General features: G+C 58.2%; 18 protein-coding genes and 1 other RNA gene. 7 read left to right on the top strand and 12 right to left on the bottom strand.

Annotation, left to right across the window (positions count from 1 at the left end; translation table 11 throughout):
- Positions 1-18: 18 nt before the first annotated feature.
- Entirely contained in the window at positions 19-363 is a 345-nt protein-coding gene (locus tag IEW09_RS01305; RefSeq protein WP_188552356.1) for a hypothetical protein, read from the bottom strand.
- A 288-nt stretch (positions 364-651) separates the two neighbouring features.
- Between IEW09_RS01305 and IEW09_RS01300 the strand changes: the two genes are divergently transcribed.
- From IEW09_RS01300 to add, 4 genes are all read left to right on the top strand, one after another.
- Positions 652-3,417: an ATP-dependent helicase gene (locus IEW09_RS01300; protein WP_188552355.1), complete on the top strand. Its 2,766-nt coding sequence runs from the start codon at positions 652-654 to the stop codon at positions 3,415-3,417.
- Between the two features lie 41 nt (positions 3,418-3,458).
- Positions 3,459-3,614, top strand: coding sequence for a hypothetical protein (locus tag IEW09_RS01295; protein ID WP_188552354.1), 156 nt, complete (start codon positions 3,459-3,461; stop codon positions 3,612-3,614).
- Between the two features lie 195 nt (positions 3,615-3,809).
- A complete protein-coding gene (locus IEW09_RS01290) occupies positions 3,810-5,288 on the top strand; it encodes an amino acid permease (protein ID WP_229739001.1) in 1,479 nt (492 codons plus the stop codon).
- A 57-nt stretch (positions 5,289-5,345) separates the two neighbouring features.
- On the top strand, positions 5,346-6,386 hold the full coding sequence (gene add / locus IEW09_RS01285) for an adenosine deaminase (RefSeq protein ID WP_188552353.1): 1,041 nt from the start codon (positions 5,346-5,348) through the stop codon (positions 6,384-6,386).
- A gap of 3 nt (positions 6,387-6,389) precedes the next feature.
- Here the strand turns inward: add and IEW09_RS01280 are convergent, their stop codons facing one another.
- The 6 genes from IEW09_RS01280 to ssrS form a co-directional block, all read right to left on the bottom strand.
- Entirely contained in the window at positions 6,390-6,977 is a 588-nt protein-coding gene (locus tag IEW09_RS01280) for a hypothetical protein (RefSeq protein WP_188552352.1), read from the bottom strand.
- A gap of 100 nt (positions 6,978-7,077) precedes the next feature.
- Positions 7,078-7,755: an O-methyltransferase gene (locus IEW09_RS01275; RefSeq protein WP_188552351.1), complete on the bottom strand. Its 678-nt coding sequence runs from the start codon at positions 7,753-7,755 to the stop codon at positions 7,078-7,080.
- Positions 7,756-7,780: 25 nt separating this feature from the next.
- On the bottom strand, positions 7,781-8,860 hold the full coding sequence (locus tag IEW09_RS01270) for a VWA domain-containing protein (RefSeq protein WP_263369027.1): 1,080 nt from the start codon (positions 8,858-8,860) through the stop codon (positions 7,781-7,783).
- Between the two features lie 5 nt (positions 8,861-8,865).
- Positions 8,866-9,975 carry an RluA family pseudouridine synthase gene (locus tag IEW09_RS01265; protein WP_188552350.1) on the bottom strand — a complete coding sequence of 370 codons (1,110 nt, stop codon included), beginning with the start codon at positions 9,973-9,975 and terminating at the stop codon, positions 8,866-8,868.
- A complete protein-coding gene (locus tag IEW09_RS01260; RefSeq protein WP_188552349.1) occupies positions 9,965-10,711 on the bottom strand; it encodes a prolipoprotein diacylglyceryl transferase in 747 nt (248 codons plus the stop codon). The genes IEW09_RS01265 and IEW09_RS01260 overlap by 11 nt, the downstream gene beginning before the upstream one ends.
- 50 nt (positions 10,712-10,761) lie before the next feature.
- Positions 10,762-10,950: non-coding RNA, 6S RNA (gene ssrS / locus IEW09_RS18925), on the bottom strand.
- A gap of 189 nt (positions 10,951-11,139) precedes the next feature.
- On the opposite strand from ssrS, the gene IEW09_RS01255 reads away from it, so the two are divergent.
- Positions 11,140-11,979, top strand: a complete 840-nt coding sequence (locus tag IEW09_RS01255; protein ID WP_188552348.1) for a hypothetical protein — start codon at positions 11,140-11,142, stop codon at positions 11,977-11,979.
- 26 nt (positions 11,980-12,005) lie between these two features.
- On the opposite strand, the gene IEW09_RS01250 is transcribed toward IEW09_RS01255, so the two are convergent.
- The 5 genes from IEW09_RS01250 to IEW09_RS01230 all read right to left on the bottom strand — a co-directional run bounded on the left by IEW09_RS01250 (position 12,006) and on the right by IEW09_RS01230 (position 16,126).
- Positions 12,006-12,641 carry an FMN-binding negative transcriptional regulator gene (locus IEW09_RS01250; RefSeq protein ID WP_188552347.1) on the bottom strand — a complete coding sequence of 212 codons (636 nt, stop codon included), beginning with the start codon at positions 12,639-12,641 and terminating at the stop codon, positions 12,006-12,008.
- A 30-nt stretch (positions 12,642-12,671) separates the two neighbouring features.
- Positions 12,672-13,022 (bottom strand): cell division protein ZapA, encoded by a 351-nt coding sequence (locus IEW09_RS01245; protein WP_188552346.1) that lies wholly within the window; start codon positions 13,020-13,022, stop codon positions 12,672-12,674.
- A 22-nt stretch (positions 13,023-13,044) separates the two neighbouring features.
- Entirely contained in the window at positions 13,045-13,302 is a 258-nt protein-coding gene (locus tag IEW09_RS01240; RefSeq protein WP_188552345.1) for a hypothetical protein, read from the bottom strand.
- A 123-nt stretch (positions 13,303-13,425) separates the two neighbouring features.
- Positions 13,426-15,510, bottom strand: coding sequence for a phenylalanine--tRNA ligase subunit beta (gene pheT, locus IEW09_RS01235; protein ID WP_188552344.1), 2,085 nt, complete (start codon positions 15,508-15,510; stop codon positions 13,426-13,428).
- A gap of 49 nt (positions 15,511-15,559) precedes the next feature.
- The gene (locus IEW09_RS01230; protein WP_188552343.1) at positions 15,560-16,126 is read right to left on the bottom strand and encodes a pyridoxamine 5'-phosphate oxidase family protein; all 567 of its coding nucleotides are present in this window, start codon (positions 16,124-16,126) and stop codon (positions 15,560-15,562) included.
- Positions 16,127-16,303: 177 nt separating this feature from the next.
- Between IEW09_RS01230 and IEW09_RS01225 the strand changes: the two genes are divergently transcribed.
- The gene (locus IEW09_RS01225; RefSeq protein ID WP_188552342.1) at positions 16,304-16,660 is read left to right on the top strand and encodes a phage holin family protein; all 357 of its coding nucleotides are present in this window, start codon (positions 16,304-16,306) and stop codon (positions 16,658-16,660) included.
- 70 nt (positions 16,661-16,730) lie between these two features.
- Positions 16,731-17,168, top strand: a complete 438-nt coding sequence (locus IEW09_RS01220; protein WP_188552341.1) for a universal stress protein — start codon at positions 16,731-16,733, stop codon at positions 17,166-17,168.
- The last annotated feature ends 60 nt before the right edge of the window (positions 17,169-17,228 follow it).

Raw genomic sequence — 17,228 nt, 5'->3', positions numbered from 1 at the left:
GGCCGAGTGAGCAGAAGCTTAGTCGACGTTGATAGTCTGGTTGGGGTGGCTCGCGTCCACGACCACAAGAACGTCACCGGGGTTATGAGTCTTCATGCTGCTGTAGACGGTGACAGTCGTTCCGGCCGGGATGGCGAGATGCGTGACCTTGTGCGAAGCGAGGGTTTTGACCTTCGAGCCCACTTTGATCTGGCGTGGATATTCCGCGGTGTTGTTGAAATCGACCGTGACATCCGCTGCGCTATTGCTTGCCGTCGCGGTGCTCTTATCTTTGTGGAAGATGCTGCCGAACGGCGCAGCGTAGAGCATCGTGGACGAGCAGGCGGCAGTGAGAACGAGGACGAGTGCTTTCTGACGGAACATGAGTTTCCCCCTAATGCTCGATTACGACGGGATCTCGCTGCCATGGAATCAGGAAACTCGTCGTTGTGTTGGTTACGCAGTTTGGATGTGGGTTGTTCCGAGTTCGATGAAAAAAAATTGTGCGATGCATCATAAAGATGAATCGGAGTTTGCTGGAATTATTCCGATAAATAGATCCACATCATGTGTCGTCAATGATCCACATCACATGTCGTCAATGTCGCGATGCATGCACGTAAAATCGAAGTTGGAGTCTTTTTAGAAATGCCATCGGAGTTGGTTGCAAATATGAACCCGCAGCAACGGGAGGGCGTCGAAGCCGTCGACGGCCCGGTGTTGCTGCTGGCAGGAGCGGGCAGCGGCAAGACCCGCGTGATTACACATCGCATCGCCTATCTCATTAAGGAGAGAGGAGTTTCGGCGGACTCGATCCTCGCCGTAACTTTTACGAATAAAGCCGCAAAGGAGATGGCCGAGCGTGTCGACAAGATTCTCGGGCACACTTCGCTCGCCAAGCCGATGCTGGCGACGTTTCACTCGTTCTGTGTCCGTGTGCTTCGTCGCGACATCGAGGCCATGCGCGTCAACGGCGTCGGACTGACGAAGACCTTCGCCATCTACGACGAGACCGACCAGCAGGCAGTTGTTAAACAAGCGTTAAAACGGTTAGCTATCGATGACAAGGCGCTTAAGCCGCGTGTGGCGCTGGGGCGCATCTCTTGGGCGAAGAACCACATGATCGACCCGCAGGAGTATTTTCTGGCGAGCGCAAACCCGATGGAAGAGAAGATTGCGCACGTCTTCGAGATCTATCGCAAGGAGTTGTTCAAGGCCAATGCACTGGACTTCGATGACCTGCTGCTAGAGACGGTGCGCCTGCTGAAATCTTCGAGCGAGGTAAGAGAGAGGTACAACCGCCGCTATCGCTATTTGATGATCGATGAGTACCAGGACACGAACCGTCCGCAGTACGAACTGATGAAGTTGCTAGCTGGGCCGGAAGGAAATGTCTGCGTCGTTGGTGATGAGGACCAGTCTATCTATAGCTGGCGCGGCGCAGACATTCGTAACATTCTGGAGTTCGAAAAAGATTTCCCCAAAGTCCAGACCATCCGGTTGGAGCAGAACTATCGCTCGACGCAGGTGATTCTCGAAGGAGCGTCGGCGGTCGTTGCGCAGAACACGCAGCGTAAGGGCAAAAATCTCTGGACCTCGCGCGAGGGCGGCTCGTTGATTGGTTACTACGAGGCTCCCGATGGTGAGAATGAAGCGCTGTTCATCGCGGACCGTATTCAGAAATATCTTCGCGAGGCTGGCGGTCAGGAAGATGCGCCGCGATGCGCTGTGCTCTACCGCACGAACTCGCAATCGCGATTGGTGGAAGAGGCGCTGCGGCGATATCAGATTCAGTACCACATGGTTGGAGGCTTCAGCTTTTACGACCGTGCCGAAGTGAAAGACATCATCAGCTATATGAAGCTGGTGCAGAATGTGCACGACTCTATCGCGCTGAGCCGTGTGGTCAATTCGCCGCCACGGGGCATCGGCAAGACGACGATGGAGACGCTGGAGCGCATGGCGCTCTCTTCAGGCATGAGTACATGGGACGCAATCGGCGTCGCCATTGAGGACAAGCTGCTGCCGCAGCGAGCGTTGATTGCGCTGGGTGGCTTTCGGCGTCTCATCGAAGATGCGCGAGCGATGCTCGGCCCGGGATTTGCCGAGAAGCTGGCTGCGGACGTGGAAGAACAGCAATCAGCCGACGAAGACGCCTCGTTCGATGTTGAAGAGCTGGAGGCTGCTCCCGCGGTTGACGAGGAGGCTGACACCTCGTTCGATACCAGCTTTAACTTCGGATTCGATTTCGGCCCCAGCGAGGAGATTTCTACCATTGCGCCGGAGAACGCTGTCGATTCCGATGCCGCTCACGAGATTGATGCAGTTTCGTTCAACCCTTTTGCGCCAGTGGTGTTGAAGAAGTCGGCTGCTGGGTCGCGCGGCAAAGCTGCCGCAGCGGCAAAGAGCGAAGTTGCTATACCTGAAGCGACAGAGGAGAAGCCTGCGTTTCGCAAGCCCGGCGATGCAGCTACCTTGCCTGAGTTGATCAAATTTCTGAATGATCGCAGTGGCTACATCCGTGCGCTTGAAGATGAAGCGACGCCAGAGTCCTTTTCGCGAATTGAGAACCTGAAGGAACTTGCCAACGCTGCGCAGGACGCGCAGGAGCGCGGAGAGACACTGCATGAGTTTCTCGATCATGCAGCGTTGGTAAGCGACGCTGACTCATATTCTGCCGACGCTCGCGTGACGCTGATGACGCTACATGCTGCCAAGGGATTGGAGTTTCCGCTGGTCTTTCTGGCGGGCATGGAGGAGGGCCTCTTTCCGCACTCGCGCACCTTTACCGACCCAACCGGCCTGGAAGAAGAGCGCCGCCTCTGCTATGTGGGCATGACCCGCGCGATGGATACGCTGGTGATGACGCGTGCCCGTTATCGTCGCCGTTATGGCAGCGATATGCCGGAGGCGAGCATTGCCTCGCGCTTTCTCGAAGAGGTTCCGTCGCGGCTGGTCGAAGACCTCGGCAGCCCTCCGGCTCGTCCGCAGTTCTCAGGTTCGGATTACGGAAATGTCTATGCGACGCCCTACCCCAGGGCGAATCGGTTTGGTGGCGGTGGCGCGGATTTCGGTGAACGCCATTACAGCTACGAAGACGAAGACCAGAGCGCCTCACGAGCGGGATCGGGCAGTGGCGCGACGAATGCCGGTCGCTCGAAGTTCAGCAGAACTGCCGCTCCGGGGCAGTCGATCGATAACATTGCCAGCTTTTTTGCAGCTCGCGGGCAGAAGATCGCACGGCCAAAGCTGGAGGTTGCCGAGGCTGCCGGAAAGACCGGTCTGAAGCAGGGAACCCGCGTCCGGCACCCGAAGTATGGCGAAGGAACCGTCTTTCGCCGCGAAGGTGATGGGGATGACGCGAAGATTACAGTACAATTTCAACAGCATGGCGTGAAGAAGCTGGTGGAGAAGTTCGCCCAGTTGGAGCGCCTCTAAAGTTCTGAAAATCGCATTTATAGAAAGATTGGCACCGAAACATGGCAAATACCAAGAACATTACCGATACCGAAGAGCGCAAGAAGGTAAAGCGCGCAGCACGTAAGAAGGCCGCCCCCAAGGGCAAGCGCACCGGCGCTCGCGGCGAGAACAAGGCCAAGGTCAAGAAGGCTTCACGCGGTCAGAGCAAGCGGTAACGGCACGAAGCTCTAAGCGGAACCGATAACGTGGCCCATGCGGCCCGGGGTTCCGTTTAGAGCAAGTTCCATTGGATAAGTATCGAGCTGCTCCAGATCAATTCTGTTTGAGGAGCAATCCCGCTGGCCAGACAGATATTTCGTACCAAATCGATCGACAAGCTGATCTCTGAATCGGAGAGGCCAGAGCACGCGTTGAAGAAGACGCTTGGTCCGGTCTCTTTGACTGCGCTTGGCATCGGCGCGGTGATCGGGTCGGGCATCTTTACGGTCATCGGCGTTGCGATTGGCGGAAACCCCGCTGCGCTTGCATCGTGGGCTGATTCGCCTGTCATCGATCTGATCCTGCATCATGGGGCCATCGCTGGACGCCCCGGCGCTGGACCGGCGCTGGCAATCTCGCTGGTGCTGGTGGCAATCGTCTGTGCGCTGACCGGGCTTTGTTATGCAGAACTGGCATCGATGATCCCCATTGCGGGGTCGGCCTACACCTACACCTACGCTACGCTCGGCGAGTTGGTGGCGTGGATCATTGGTTGGGATCTCATCCTCGAATACGCCTTCAGCAACATGAGTGTCAGCGTTGGCTTCGCGGCGCATGTGGTGGCGTTGCTCGATTGGATGGGACTGCATATCTCGCCAAAGTGGCTCTCACCCGCGTATCTGCCGCTGGGGTTGCAGGACCTTCAGGGGCACGACATCTACACCCCCGGATGGCATGCAGGCTTCAACATCCCCGCATTTCTGATCGTGCTGCTGCTGACAGTGGTGCTGGTGCGCGGCATCCGCGAATCGGCGCGTACAAACAACATCATGGTACTGGTGAAGATCGCGGCCATCCTGCTGTTCGTCTTCTTCGGCCTCAGCTTCATTCATCCGGCAAACTACACACCATTTTCGCCCAACGGCTGGAGCGGCATTCTCGCGGGCGGCTCCATCATCTTCTTCACCTACATCGGCTTCGACTCTATCTCTACGGCGAGCGAGGAGTGTAAAAATCCCCGCCGCGATGTCCCCATAGGAATCATCGCAACGCTGGTGATCTGCACCATCCTCTACATCGGTGTGGCTGCTGTGCTGACGGGGTTGGTCCCCTGGCAGTCCGTGGCTGGTGACGGCGCTCCCGTCGTCAATGCGCTTAAGAAGGTCGCCATGACCGCGCCCGGCGGTCACAGGCTGCATTGGGTCAGGCTTGGAGTATTGATCGGCGCGTTGGTTGGCATGATCTCGTCCATCCTGGTCTTCCAATTGGGACAGGCGCGCGTCTGGTTTGCGATGTCGCGCGACCGGCTGCTGCCCGATGTCTTCAGCCGTGTCCATCCCAGGTTCCGGACACCTGCCTTTGCTACCTGGGTCGCGGGAATTCTCGTGGCCATTCCGGCTGGCCTCTTCGATGTGGGCACCTTCGCCGAGATGTCGAACATCGGGACACTGTTCGCTTTTGTGCTCGTCTCGATCGGTGTGATCGTGTTGCGCGTCAAGCAGCCGGAGCGCCCCCGCGGATTTCGCGTCCCCTTTGGACCGATCATTCCAGTGCTATCGGTGTTTTTCTGCATCTTGCTGATGGCGGGGCTGCCAGCCAAGACATGGATTCGTTTCTTTGTCTGGCTGATTATCGGCCTGGTGGTCTACCTCTTCTACAGCCGCAAGCGCAGCGAGTTTTATAAGAGTTGAGCACCTTTGCCTCTCCTGCAAACAGAACTACAAGCGGCAGGACCTAAACTGGTAAGAATGGCGAAACGAACTACAAAGCGAGACGCAGAGATCGACGTCGTCGACTGGCTGCGCAAACTCCCCAAGGCGGAGCTGCACCTGCACCTTGAAGGCACTATCCTGCCGGAGACCCTGGTCGAGCTGAGCCGACGCCACGACGCCGAGCCTCTCACCCTCGAATCCGCTCGCGAGCTTTACAGGTACGAGAACTTCCTCGGCTTCCTCATGTCCTTCAAGGCTGTCACCGAGCGTCTGCGCGGGCCAGAGGACTACGAGCTGATCACCTACAACATGGTTCGTGAGCTGGCTGCTCAGGGCGTCGTTCACGCTGAGGTCTACATCTCCTTCGGCATCATCTTCTACTGGAAGAAGACCGAAGTTGAGCCTTATGTCGAGGCCATCGAGCGCGCGCGTATTCGCGGCGAGCAGGATTTCGGCACCACGGTTCTCTGGATCATTGACGCTGTTCGTCACTTCGGGGCGGACGAGGCAGCAAAGGTATTTCGCAAAGCAGCGGAGCTGCAGCCGAAGTATCCCAGCATCATCGGCATCGGTATCGGCGGCGATGAGGCACGCGGTGGTGCTGACCTCTTCCGCGAGCTATATGCAGAGGCAAAACAGGCTGGCCTGCGCCTCACCGCGCATGCAGGAGAATCGGTGGGCCCCGAGAGCATCTGGTCGGCGATCAACATCGGCGCCGAACGTGTGGGTCACGCTCTATCGGCACAACACGATCCTGAATTAATCGAGATCCTGGCCGAGAAGCAAATTCCGCTTGAGATTAACGTGACCAGCAATATCCGAACGGGCTGTTGCTCGAGCTTCGATGAGCATCCCTTGCGGCAATACTTCGACTCCGGCCTGATGGTAACGCTCAACTCCGACGATCCGCCGATGTTCGGCAGCAATCTGCTCGAGGAGTATGTTCTGGCACAGGAGCGTTACGGCTTCTCGCTGGAGCAGATGCGCGAGTTTGCAGCGAATTCCGTGGAGGCGAGCTTTCTGCCTCCGGAGCGAAAGCTGGAGCTACTGCGGCAAGTTGAGCAATACGGCTGGTAGAAGCTATCTTCCGTCAGGAGCTGGCTCCATCACGGCATTGGGATCGACCTTCGGGATACCGAAGTGGCCGCTGAGGTGGACGAGGTCGAGCGGGCGCAGATCACAGGTGATCTGGATAACGCTCATATCGCGTGGAGAGCGTGTGAGCACGACAACGCCACTGATATTCGGGCCGGAGTTATGCAGCCAGAGATCGGTGATAGGACCGCGAGGCTGCGCCGAAGACGCCGGTGACTGGTTGGCATTGACCAGATGCTTCCAGCCCGCTGCATGATAGCTGGCGATGATGCTGCTCATCACCTCGGGCGTATAGAAAGCAGGTTCCGAGTAGTGATAATTGTCCACAGCAATGCCGGTCAGTGCTGCGGCAGCGCGTTCCGGGGCCATTCCGCCGGACTGTAACAACGCCTGCGCAACCTGCATCATGGTGCGGTCGAAGCTAAAAGCAGTGTGGCTCGCAGGCTGATTTGCCAGCTCCGTCCATGCATTCTGGATTCCCGCAGGCTGCTGCGCGGATGCAAGCAGTGACGCACAAGCCGTAACGGCGAGCAAAGCGAAGGTGGGCAGTGCAAGGCGCAAACGCATATTCATGGGAGTTCTCCCTGCGTAGTTAGACACCGATGCAACCCGAGAGTTTCCTGTTTGGCCGCATAATTTCGCAGCAGGCAGAACTGGGGGAGACCGTCTGTTTCTACTCGACGACGACCGCCATAGCAAAGCCGTCATGGCCTTTGCTACCAATAGTTTGCAGCGCTGTAGCCTGCAGCCGCGGCTCCCGCTTCAGCGCGTCGAAGAGCTGTCGTGCGCCTTGCACATTCGGATCTTCGCTGGATGCGTCGATGACCTCACCGTCGCGGATAACATTGTCAACGAGGATGAGCGTCCCTTTGCGGGAGAGCTTCAAGGACCATGCCAGATAATTTGCGAGATTCTTTTTATCCGCATCGATGAATATAAGGTCGAACGGCCCCGCACCTTCTTTGACGAGAACCGGCAGCGTATCGAGCGCAGCTCCCAGCTGCACCGTAACCACTTTATCCAGCCCTGCACGAGCAATGTTCTTGCGAGCCACCTCGGCATGCTTTGCATCGAATTCGAGCGTCACCAGGCGGCCATCTTCAGGCAGCGCCCTTGCCAACCATGTGGTGCTGTAGCCGCCCAGTGTTCCGATCTCGAGAATCTTCTTTGCCCCCGCAATTCGCGCCAGCAGATGCAACAGCTTTCCCTGGTTCGGTGCGACATCGATGGTCGGCAATCCAGCAGCTGCATTGGCCGCCTGCGCTTCTTCGAGAATCGGATCGGCAGGAATCAAACGATCAGTGATGTACTGATCGACCTGTTTCCACAACTCTTCTGCGTCTTTAGCCATAGCTCGTGTTTCTCCAGCTTCTAAGTTATTGTGGCGGCTTCGGCGCGAAGTAGCCCTTCTGCGCGCGAACGTGATATCGCGGGTCCAACGCCTGCAGGTAAATGGTGCGGAAGGAGCCATCCTGCCTGAAGTCTGCCGGACGATAGACCAGCGAGTACTGGCTGCGCAGCTCCTGCTCGATATTGCGGAAGCCGAGAGCAACGTCTTCGATCTTGGTGGGATAGAAGGCCTGCCCGCCGGTCGCCTCCGAGATGGCCTTCAACACGTCGTCGCCCTTGTCGCGGCTGGGGCTGACGTTGGTGCTGATGGCATACACGATGGTGTTGGCGCGCTGGCACATCTTGATTGCATCGCTCTCCTGCGCCCGGCTGTAGTTATCGTCGCCGTCGGAGACAAGAATCAAGGCGCGCCGCACCGAACCCGGTTCCGGCAGATCCAGCATCTGGTCGCGGCAGGTCTTGTACAGTGCGTCATAAAGAGCAGTACCGCCGCCCGGCCGCAGCTTGCGAATTCCCTGGTTCAGCAGATCGACGTTGTTGGTGAAGCCCTGCGCTACGTCGGTCGAGATGTCGAATCCTTCGACGAACGCTCTGTCATTGAGGTGCAGTATCTGGAGCAGGAACTCGATCGCGGAGTCCTGCTCGAACTGGAAGCGCTGACGGATCGAACTGCTGGTGTCCAGCATGATGCCGACACGAAGCGGCAGGTTGGTCTGCTGCGTAAAGCCGAGAACCGCTTCCGGTGGACGCTGATCGTCGAGCAGGCCGAAGTTCTGGCGCTGCAGCCCGGTGATGAAACGGCCTTTCTTATCGGTCACGGTGAAGATCAGGTTAACTTCATTAACCTGTACCTGAATGGTTGTAATCGGCTCTTCCTGCGATGAAGGCTGGCCCGGGGTCGTCGTAGTCGGGGGCGTGGTCTTGGACGCCGCCGGTTGCTGTGCGGTGGGAGAGGTCTGCGATCCAGCAGTGGCTGCTGAGGCGGCGGGGGACGTCGCTTTTGTCTGCGCATACAAGGGCGCAGCGGCAAACGCAACTGGGAGCAGCAAAGCAAAGGTCAACAACCCGGGCCTACGATGGGTACGGTTAAGTGCAGTCACAAGCATTGATTTTACTCAACTCCGCCAAAACCCGTCCGAATCTTTGCCAGAAAGGTCTCCAATTCGATAGGAAGAGGAGCCTGTATGTCCATTGCCTTCTTACTTTGAGGGTGGGTAAAGGCCAGATGCGCCGCGTGAAGAAAATTTCGCTCCAACGATAGCGCGGTCTCGCCACCGCCAATGCGGTGCGGTGCGCCATAGAGGCTGTCGCCCACCACCGGATGCCCCAGCGACTGCATATGGACGCGAATCTGGTGCGTCCGCCCGGTCTCGATGCGCACCTCGACCAGCGTGAACAGCCCGTAGTCTGACTTGATGCGCTCCACCACCTTTACATGCGAGACAGCCGGGCGTCCATCCGCTCGCCGTGTCGTCATCCGTATGCGGCGAACCAGATCCCGAGCAATCGGCAGATTCACGGTCGTCTCGTCCTTCGCAAGGTTGCCGTGAACCAGAGCGATGTAGGTCTTGGCAACCTGGCGCTCGGAGAACATCTCTCCCAGCTTGCGATGGGTGCTGTCATCCTTCGCCACAACGATAATGCCACTGGTCTGTTTGTCCAGCCGGTGCACGATGCCGGGCCGCAGTTCGCCGCCTATGTCTGAGAGCTTTGCAAAGTGAAAGAGCAGGGCATTGACCAGCGTGCCGCGATTCCGCGCGTCCTCACTTGCACCCGAACCTGCATGGACCATCATGCCCGCTGGTTTATTGATGACTGCCAGATACTTGTCTTCGTACAACACATCCAGCGGAATATCTTCAGGAATCGCATGAAGCGGCGGAGGATGCGGTGCGCCATCGATCTCGATGGACTCGCCGCCATGCAATTTGTGCTTTGGTTTGGCGGCCTGCCCGTCGACGCGCACTTGGCCATTGTCGATAAGAAGCTGCACTCGCGCCCGACTGATGTCGGGAATCGCCTGCGCCAGATACTGGTCAAGCCGCAGTCCCGCGGCTGCTACGTCTGCCGTGAAGGTGCGAATGCCATCCTCGGCCTCATCTTCGATGTCGAGCATCGGCACCGGTGGCGGTGCAACCTCTTCGACGCCGCGTGTGGCCCGGTACTCCGCTTTGACGGAGCGCCGCCGTTGGCCTTTTGGCAACATATGTTTAGACGGCATCGAATACCAGCTTTCTTGGCCACAGCCAGATGATTCCAGCCGCGACGATCATTCCTATGGCAACCCATTGAATCGGATCGAGAAGATTGCCGAGCGTCTCGACCGAAGGATCAGGCTGGCGTAGAAACGTCAGCAAAAACTGTGCAATCCCTACGGCAGCCAGCGCAAAAGCAGCCGTATCGCCGCGCCTGCGCCGTCGTCGCAGATGGAGCAAAAGCACCCCCGTCAGCAACACCGCCACCATCGCAGCATACAAGGCCACCGGATGGAGAGGAATTCCTCCCGCGATCATCGGCCTGCCCCACGGCAGCTTAGTTACCAGTCCGGGATCGCTGCCCTCGGCAAAGTGTCCCAGCGCAAGAAACGCCCAGACCAGCGTAGCGCATGGAGCCCACGCATCCAGCGTCGCCAGCAGCGGAAGCCGTCGTACCCGCAGATACAGCACCGTGACGATACCCGTCAGCAGTATCCCCAGAGGGGTAAGCGACGGCACTGCCAGCAAAAGAATAGGGTAGGTCAGGAACGCGTGCAGGTACAGCACGATGAGCAACACCCGCGAGAGCACGAACGCTGAAAGCAGCACGAAGAGCCCCGCGTTCCAAAGCCGGTCAGGGCTAAGCCCTGCAGACACCGCTGTACGCAGGCTGAGCGCCAACCCGGCCATTAGCCCCAGAGCGGCTAGAACGCCGAAGGTTGGGAGAGTAATGTGGCCGAAGTGGAGAAGGGTGGGATGCACGTCTGAAATTCAGGCAAAGAAAAACTGCCAATAATTAAAACAAAAAAGAAGACCGACCCGCGGGGCCGTGCGTCGAAGCGCTGGTGAACCCGTCCTAAGACGGCGGGACCCTGCCGTGGCTCTTTAGGCATTCCGGACTGGCGGACGTTGCACACCGAGCCATGTATACGAGTCAAAGCCCCTGTTCAATGAATGTTGGTTCAACCAGCGTAGATCGCGCACCTGCTTAGCAGGCCGGTTTCTAGGTTGGATGCTATATGCGGAGGCGTGGATTAGCAAGTTGACAGCCCGGCGTAGGATAGATGCGCATTTCCCTTTGCTTTCCTCCTCTGCGCCGCGGATCGCCGAAGTGAGCTTTTTCGCGTAAACCAACCCATTCAGATACTTGATTGCCTATGATGGTTGCGCGGCAAAATGTGCGATTCGATATGACCTTTAGAACATCCGCTGCGGCCATCTCGCTTGTTGCATTGCTTGGGTTTTCGTCTGCGCTAAGTGCACAGCAGGCGAAGACGCCTTCGCTCGAAGAGATTCTCGAGCGGCTGGATGCGAATCTGAACCACTATGACGCCAGTGTCCCCAGCTTCTTCTGCGATGAGCATGTCGTCTCGCAGGTGGAACATGGTTCGCGGACCGAGGACACCACCGTCACGGATTCCATCTTTCGCCTCAGGCGCACCCTCGACCCTGACAATACGACAGCGCTGGTAGAGTCACGCCAGATTAAGACCGTTAACGACAAGTCGCCGACATCGCAGAAGATGGACGGCCCCACCATGCTGAGCGGAGCGTTCGAGGGAGGTCTCGCCGTTGTCTCGCTCAAGCAGGCGGCCTGCACGAACTACAAGCTGCAGCGGGTACATAAGAAACGTCCGGCCGATCCTTACGTTGTCAGCTTTGCCACCGTTCTCATGCCCCAGAACACCGCCCGCTGTCTTTTAAAGGAGAACAGCAAAGGCCGCGTCTTTATTGACCCGGCATCCATGCAGATTACGCACCTGGAGCTGACCACCCCGCACCACGTCATCACCCCGGGGGACATATACAGATCGCCCTTCATCGGCGAGCGCGTCATCACCGTCGACTATGCGCCTGTCCTGCTCGGCGGCGAGACCTTCTGGATGCCTTCGACGATCGATCTGCGTGTCACCAGCGGCGCCGGAACCTTCCACAAGAGTATCTGGTCATTCCGGGCTGCCTATCGCAACTACCACAAGCTGGAAGTGAAGTCGCGCATTCTTCCCGGCTTTAAGAAGCCTGCCCGCTGACTTGGCAATCAAAAATGGCGTACGGTTTACTCTTTTGCGGCGGCTATAAGCGCCTTCATCGCGAGACTCTCAGAGGTCCCCAGCCGCTCCAGCCCATCGATGACCCCAGCGCGGTTGCTCTCAGGTTGGTTCTGGCTGGCCTTCCACTTGCCCTCGATGCGCTCGATAGGAAGCTCCAGCCCGACAATTCCTTTCAGCAGCGATGCAACATAATCCGCAGGCGCATCGCCGACCTGCCAAGGCTCAGGGAATGCAGATTCATTAGCTGTAGTCAGCGCGTTGAGATGCTCAAGGAGCCACGCCGGGTCTTCAATCACCTTCAGACGCCCATAGACATGGACAACGGCATAGTTCCACGTAGGCACAACCTTGCCGGTCTCTTTCTTCTCCGGATACCACGATGGGCTGATGTAATGCTCCGGGCCGCAGAAGATTGCCAGCGCCTCGACCTCAGGCCGAAAGTCCTGCCACTGCTTGTTTGCCCGCGAGAGATGCGCCTTCAGCAATCCATGCGTCGCCGATTTGCGTTCCAGCACCATCGGCAAATGCGAAGCAAATAAACCGGATGGCCCAATCGTCACCAGCGATGCCAGGGGATGCGACTCGATCAGGTCGTGCAGAACCTCGAGCCTGTTCTCTTCATTAGCCCTGGGGATGTACACGCAGACTCCTTCTTCGAGGAAATGTGCAGGTTAGCCGGCCTTGCGCTCTTCCAATACCTCGTCCAGCAGTCCCGCCAGCGACCCGGCGCGCGAGCGCATCGACACCTGCGACTGCGACAGGCTTCCGGCGAGCACGTCCTGGCGCTGCCGTGCGGTGCACAGCTCGTCGGCAATGTTCAGTGCTGCCAGCACCGCCACACGCAGGCTATCGACCGTGCCGCCGTGCGCGCAGACGGCGCGCATCTTGGCGTCGACCATATGGGCCAGTCGCTCGATGTACGCGGGGTCGGTTCCACGCAGATTGTAGATCTGATCGTAGATCTCGACGGCGATGGACTGAACTTCGGCCTGCTGTTCCGGGACTTCGACTGTCTGTTCCATCGCTGCTCCTTGTCAGATTCAGTTAGAGGAGTTCGTCCATCTGTTGCAGCATCTTTTCAACGCGCTGGCGCACTGCATCGCGTTCCTTGGTCAAGGTAGTGAGCTGCGCTTCAACCGCAATCTGGGCAGATAACTGACTCTCAAGCTGATCATTAAGGGAGGCGACCTGTGCCTCGGCAGCAGCGCGGGCCTCGCGCTCGCGCTTTACGATCTCGACGGCACGAATAACTTTTTGCTCAAGCGCCTGGAACTCATCGACGCTGATGGTGGATGTACTCATATGCTTCAAGTATAGACGGCAGCAGCGTGGATTTTGTTGGGGAAAAACTGTGTGGAATCTATGTGGATGCCTGCCTCTTTCACTGCAAACACTTGCAGCGGTGATGGAAAAATGCTTCGCCCTTTAAAGCCCTGGAGCGCGAATCGTTCCGCCCAGCTTGGTCAGTGCCGCGATAATATCGCTCCACCATGTCGTCAGCTCATCCTCCCGCAGCGTGCGCTCGTTCGACTGGAAGACGCACTTCAACAGGATTGCGTAGAAACCCGGAGGTACTGACTTGCCCTTGGCATCCCGGAAGATCTCGGTCGGAGCGAGCTTCTGCAACTCGGGAATCCCCAGCGCGCGGATCGCCGCGGCGATCGTCTGCCACTGCATCGAGTCGGGAAAGGTAAACGAGAAGTCGCGCTCCACGGCCTGAAACCGCGAGATCTCCCGTGCTGTTACCTGTCGCAGCGGAAGCGTATACAGCTTTGCGAGGTCGATCTGCGCTAGATAGACCGGCTGCCGCAGCTTGCGTCGGGCCATCTCCGAAGCGGCGAGTTCTCCAAACTGAGCCACAGGTTGACCATCAAGCAACGCCGTAGCGCTGCGTCCCGCTTGCAACCAATTCGGTGCGTCTGCCGCAAACGCAACCTCGCCGCCTGCAAACAGCGAGAGCAGGGACTCAATCGCGCCCTTCAGCTCAAATATGGGGGTGTCAGCCGCCGTGTGTAACGAACTCGCGCCAGACGCTCCCGTCAGCCCCAACGAAAGCGAGGCTGACTCGGCAACTTCTTTCGTGCCTCCGGTAAAGATCGCGCCCTGTTCAAACAACCTCACCGTCGGCACATCGCGGTTCAGATTATGCGCCAGCATGGTCAACATGCCCGGTACCAACGAAGGCCGCAGCAGCGCTGCCTCTTCGGACAGAGGATTTTCCATCGCGACCGTGCCTTTACCGGCCGTGCCAAACAAATCGCTATCCGTCTGCGAGGCAAACGTGCTCGAGATCGACTCGCTGAAGCCCAGCGCCAGCAGCCGCTCGCGCACCGCGGCCTCCGCAGCAGCGGTAGGATGCGCAATCACAATACCCGGAGTTGGCAGAGTATTCGCAAACCCGTTGTAGCCGTAAACCCGCGCTACCTCTTCGATCAGGTCGATCTCACGCTCCAGATCGAGTCGCCAACTCGGCAGCTTTGCCGCAAACGCATCGTCAGACGTCGCCGTCAGCTCACAGCCGAGCGCCGCCAGATACCGTGCCACAATCTCCTTCGTGATTCCCTCGGGAGCGATCGTCGTTCCCAGATGCCGCTGCACCTGACTGACCGAAAGCGCAATCGGCGCACGATCAACGGTCTTCGCCGCAGCCGCTGGAACCACCACATCAACCAACTCGCCCTCAACTTGTCCGCCGCTCTCGAGAATCAGCCGCGACACAAGCGCATTCGCCACAGGAGCGGCATTGAAGTCCGCGCCCCTCTCAAACCGGTGTGAGGCATCGGTGTGCAGCATATGCCGCCGAGAGCTGCGCCGAATGCTCGCCGGATCGAACCACGCTGCCTCCACCAGAATGTTCTTCGTCTCCGCCGTAATCATGGAGTCCCAGCCGCCCATCACGCCTGCCAGCGCGAGCGCCTTCTTCTCATCGGCCACGACCAGATCGTCGGCCTCGAGCGTCCGCTCGGTTCCGTCCAGCAGCCGCAGCTTCTCGCCCTTGTGCGCCAGACGAACCACGATGCCGCCCTCAATCTTGTCCAGATCGAAAGCATGGGTGGGATGCCCCATCCCCAGCAGCACGAAGTTGCTCGCGTCCACAGCATTCGAGATCTGCTTCTGCCCCAGCAGGTTGAAGTATTCTGCGATTCGGCCTGCGCTCGGAGCAATAGTCACACCGCGCAGCACCCGAGCTGTAAATCGTCCGCAAAGCTCCGGCGCCTCAATCCGCACTGGAAAAGCCTTCGCGCCTGCCGTCGCAGCAGGCAGCGCCGTCTCCAGCGGAGCCAGCGGCAGGTTGTAGATCGTCGCTGCCTCTCGCGCGATGCCATAGTGGTTCATTGCATCGACGCGGTTGGTCGTGATGTCCATCTCGAACAGATGGCCATTGCCTTCGCCAAGGTCATGTACGCCTTCGACAGCGATACCGCGAAGCGTCAGGTCATCGGCCAGTTGCCGGTCAGAGACCGAAAGTGAGGGCAGGTAAGAGCGGAGCCAGCTTGTAAGAATCTTCATGGTGGACGCTCTCTAGTCTAAATGTTGAGCGGTCCCTGCCATATCCGGACTACCGGGAAGGTGTCTCCTCAAATAGCCCGGTCGGAAACCCGTCGATGCTGCGCTCATTTTTCAGGTGCCAGTACTCCTCAAGCCCCTCTTCACCCTTGGCCTCAGCCCAGCTGGTGAGCTGGTCGCGTTCGCCCACGTAGTCGTATAGCGGTACTCCGAAGCCGCATGAGGTCTGCACCAGATCGACATCCAACCAAACCATCTGCCGCGTTCCCGGCGGCTCTGTGTTCTCAAACTCAGAGGCCAGCAGATCGGCATACTCCGTGCTGCGGCGCGGCACGATGCGTCCTTGCCCATACAGCCGAAGAATCAGCGGCGGCCCTTCAAACGCGCAGAACATCAACGTCAGCCGGCCGTTGGCTAACAGGTGAGCGGCAGTCTCATTGCCGCTGCCCGTGCGGTCGAGATAGACCACAGTGTTGGTCGTCAGGACGCGGAGGGCCGCATTATCCCGCGGCGAGACGTTGACATGCCCTTCCGCCGCAGCCGAGGCATTGAAGAAGATCCGCTGCCTTTCGATGAATTGGCGGTGGAGCAGTTCGATCCGCTCAAACTGTTTCGCCACAGTGGTAGTCCTCCTCAAGAGTGATGTCCCGTCTGATAGTTAGACATTCTGAAAAGTACGCGCGACTCATCAAAACCGCGAATCGCTTTGAAGAAGATAAGGTATGCTTTTTCTGTCAACAGGCTCGACCGGAGAGTTCAGAACTCAACTTCAAGCTGAAAAAGAGGGAAACCGATTATGCTCCGATTATTTCTGCACTGGATATTGAATGCCGTTGCCCTGCTGATCGTCTCGCACTTCGTCGAGGGATTTCACGTTAGCAGCTTCATCTCCGCGCTCATCGCAGTTATTGTCATCGGCCTCTTCAACGCGACGCTGGGACTCTTTCTCAAGATCATCACACTGCCGCTGGGCATTCTCACCTTCGGCATCTTCTTCCTGATCATCAATGCGGTGATTCTCTGGTTCTCCAGCAAGTTCGTGCCGGGCTTTGCCGTGACCACCTTCGGCGCAGCATTTTGGGGCGCGCTCGCTCTCGCCGTGCTGCACCTGCTGTTCGGTTTCATCGGCCTCTCCAGGAAAAAGCCCTCCTAGCATTTAAAAGGTCGACATCACAGTCTGAAACATCACTAATCAGCAGATCTGCAAGCTGGGGAGAGATGCGATGTTCAAGAAGATTGCAGTTGCATTCGATGAATCACCGGAGGCGGAACACGCCTTTCGTTCGGCACTCGATCTGGCCAAACTCGTCGCCGGAGAGCTTTATCTCATCACTGTCATCGAGAACCCGCCCGCCTATATGAGCTACGTCTCTGCCGTCGCTCCCGACGTTCCGCCGCTGATCAAAAGCCAGAAGCGGGCCTTCTACGAGGACCTGCATAGCAAAGCCCGAGCGGCGGCAGAGCGGGCAGGCATCAGCCTTCATTCAGAGCTGATCGAAGGAAACGAGATCGATGCCCTGCTTCAGGGGATCGATCGGCTGCTGCCGGAGCTTCTGGTCGTCGGCCTTCGCCGCGACCCCGGAGGGGTCAGCCGTTACCTGGGCGGTACGGCCCACCAGTTGGCACTGCACGCGAAGTGCGATGTGCTGGGAGTTCGATAGAATTACCCGCGCTAAAAAGCCTTCCGGCCCGTTGTAAAACAGGGCCGGAAGGCTTTAGAA

This window comes from Edaphobacter dinghuensis (assembly GCF_014640335.1).
In the GTDB taxonomy this organism is placed as follows: Bacteria; Acidobacteriota; Terriglobia; order Terriglobales; family Acidobacteriaceae; genus Edaphobacter; species Edaphobacter dinghuensis.
This window is presented reverse-complemented; position numbering and strand designations above follow the sequence as displayed.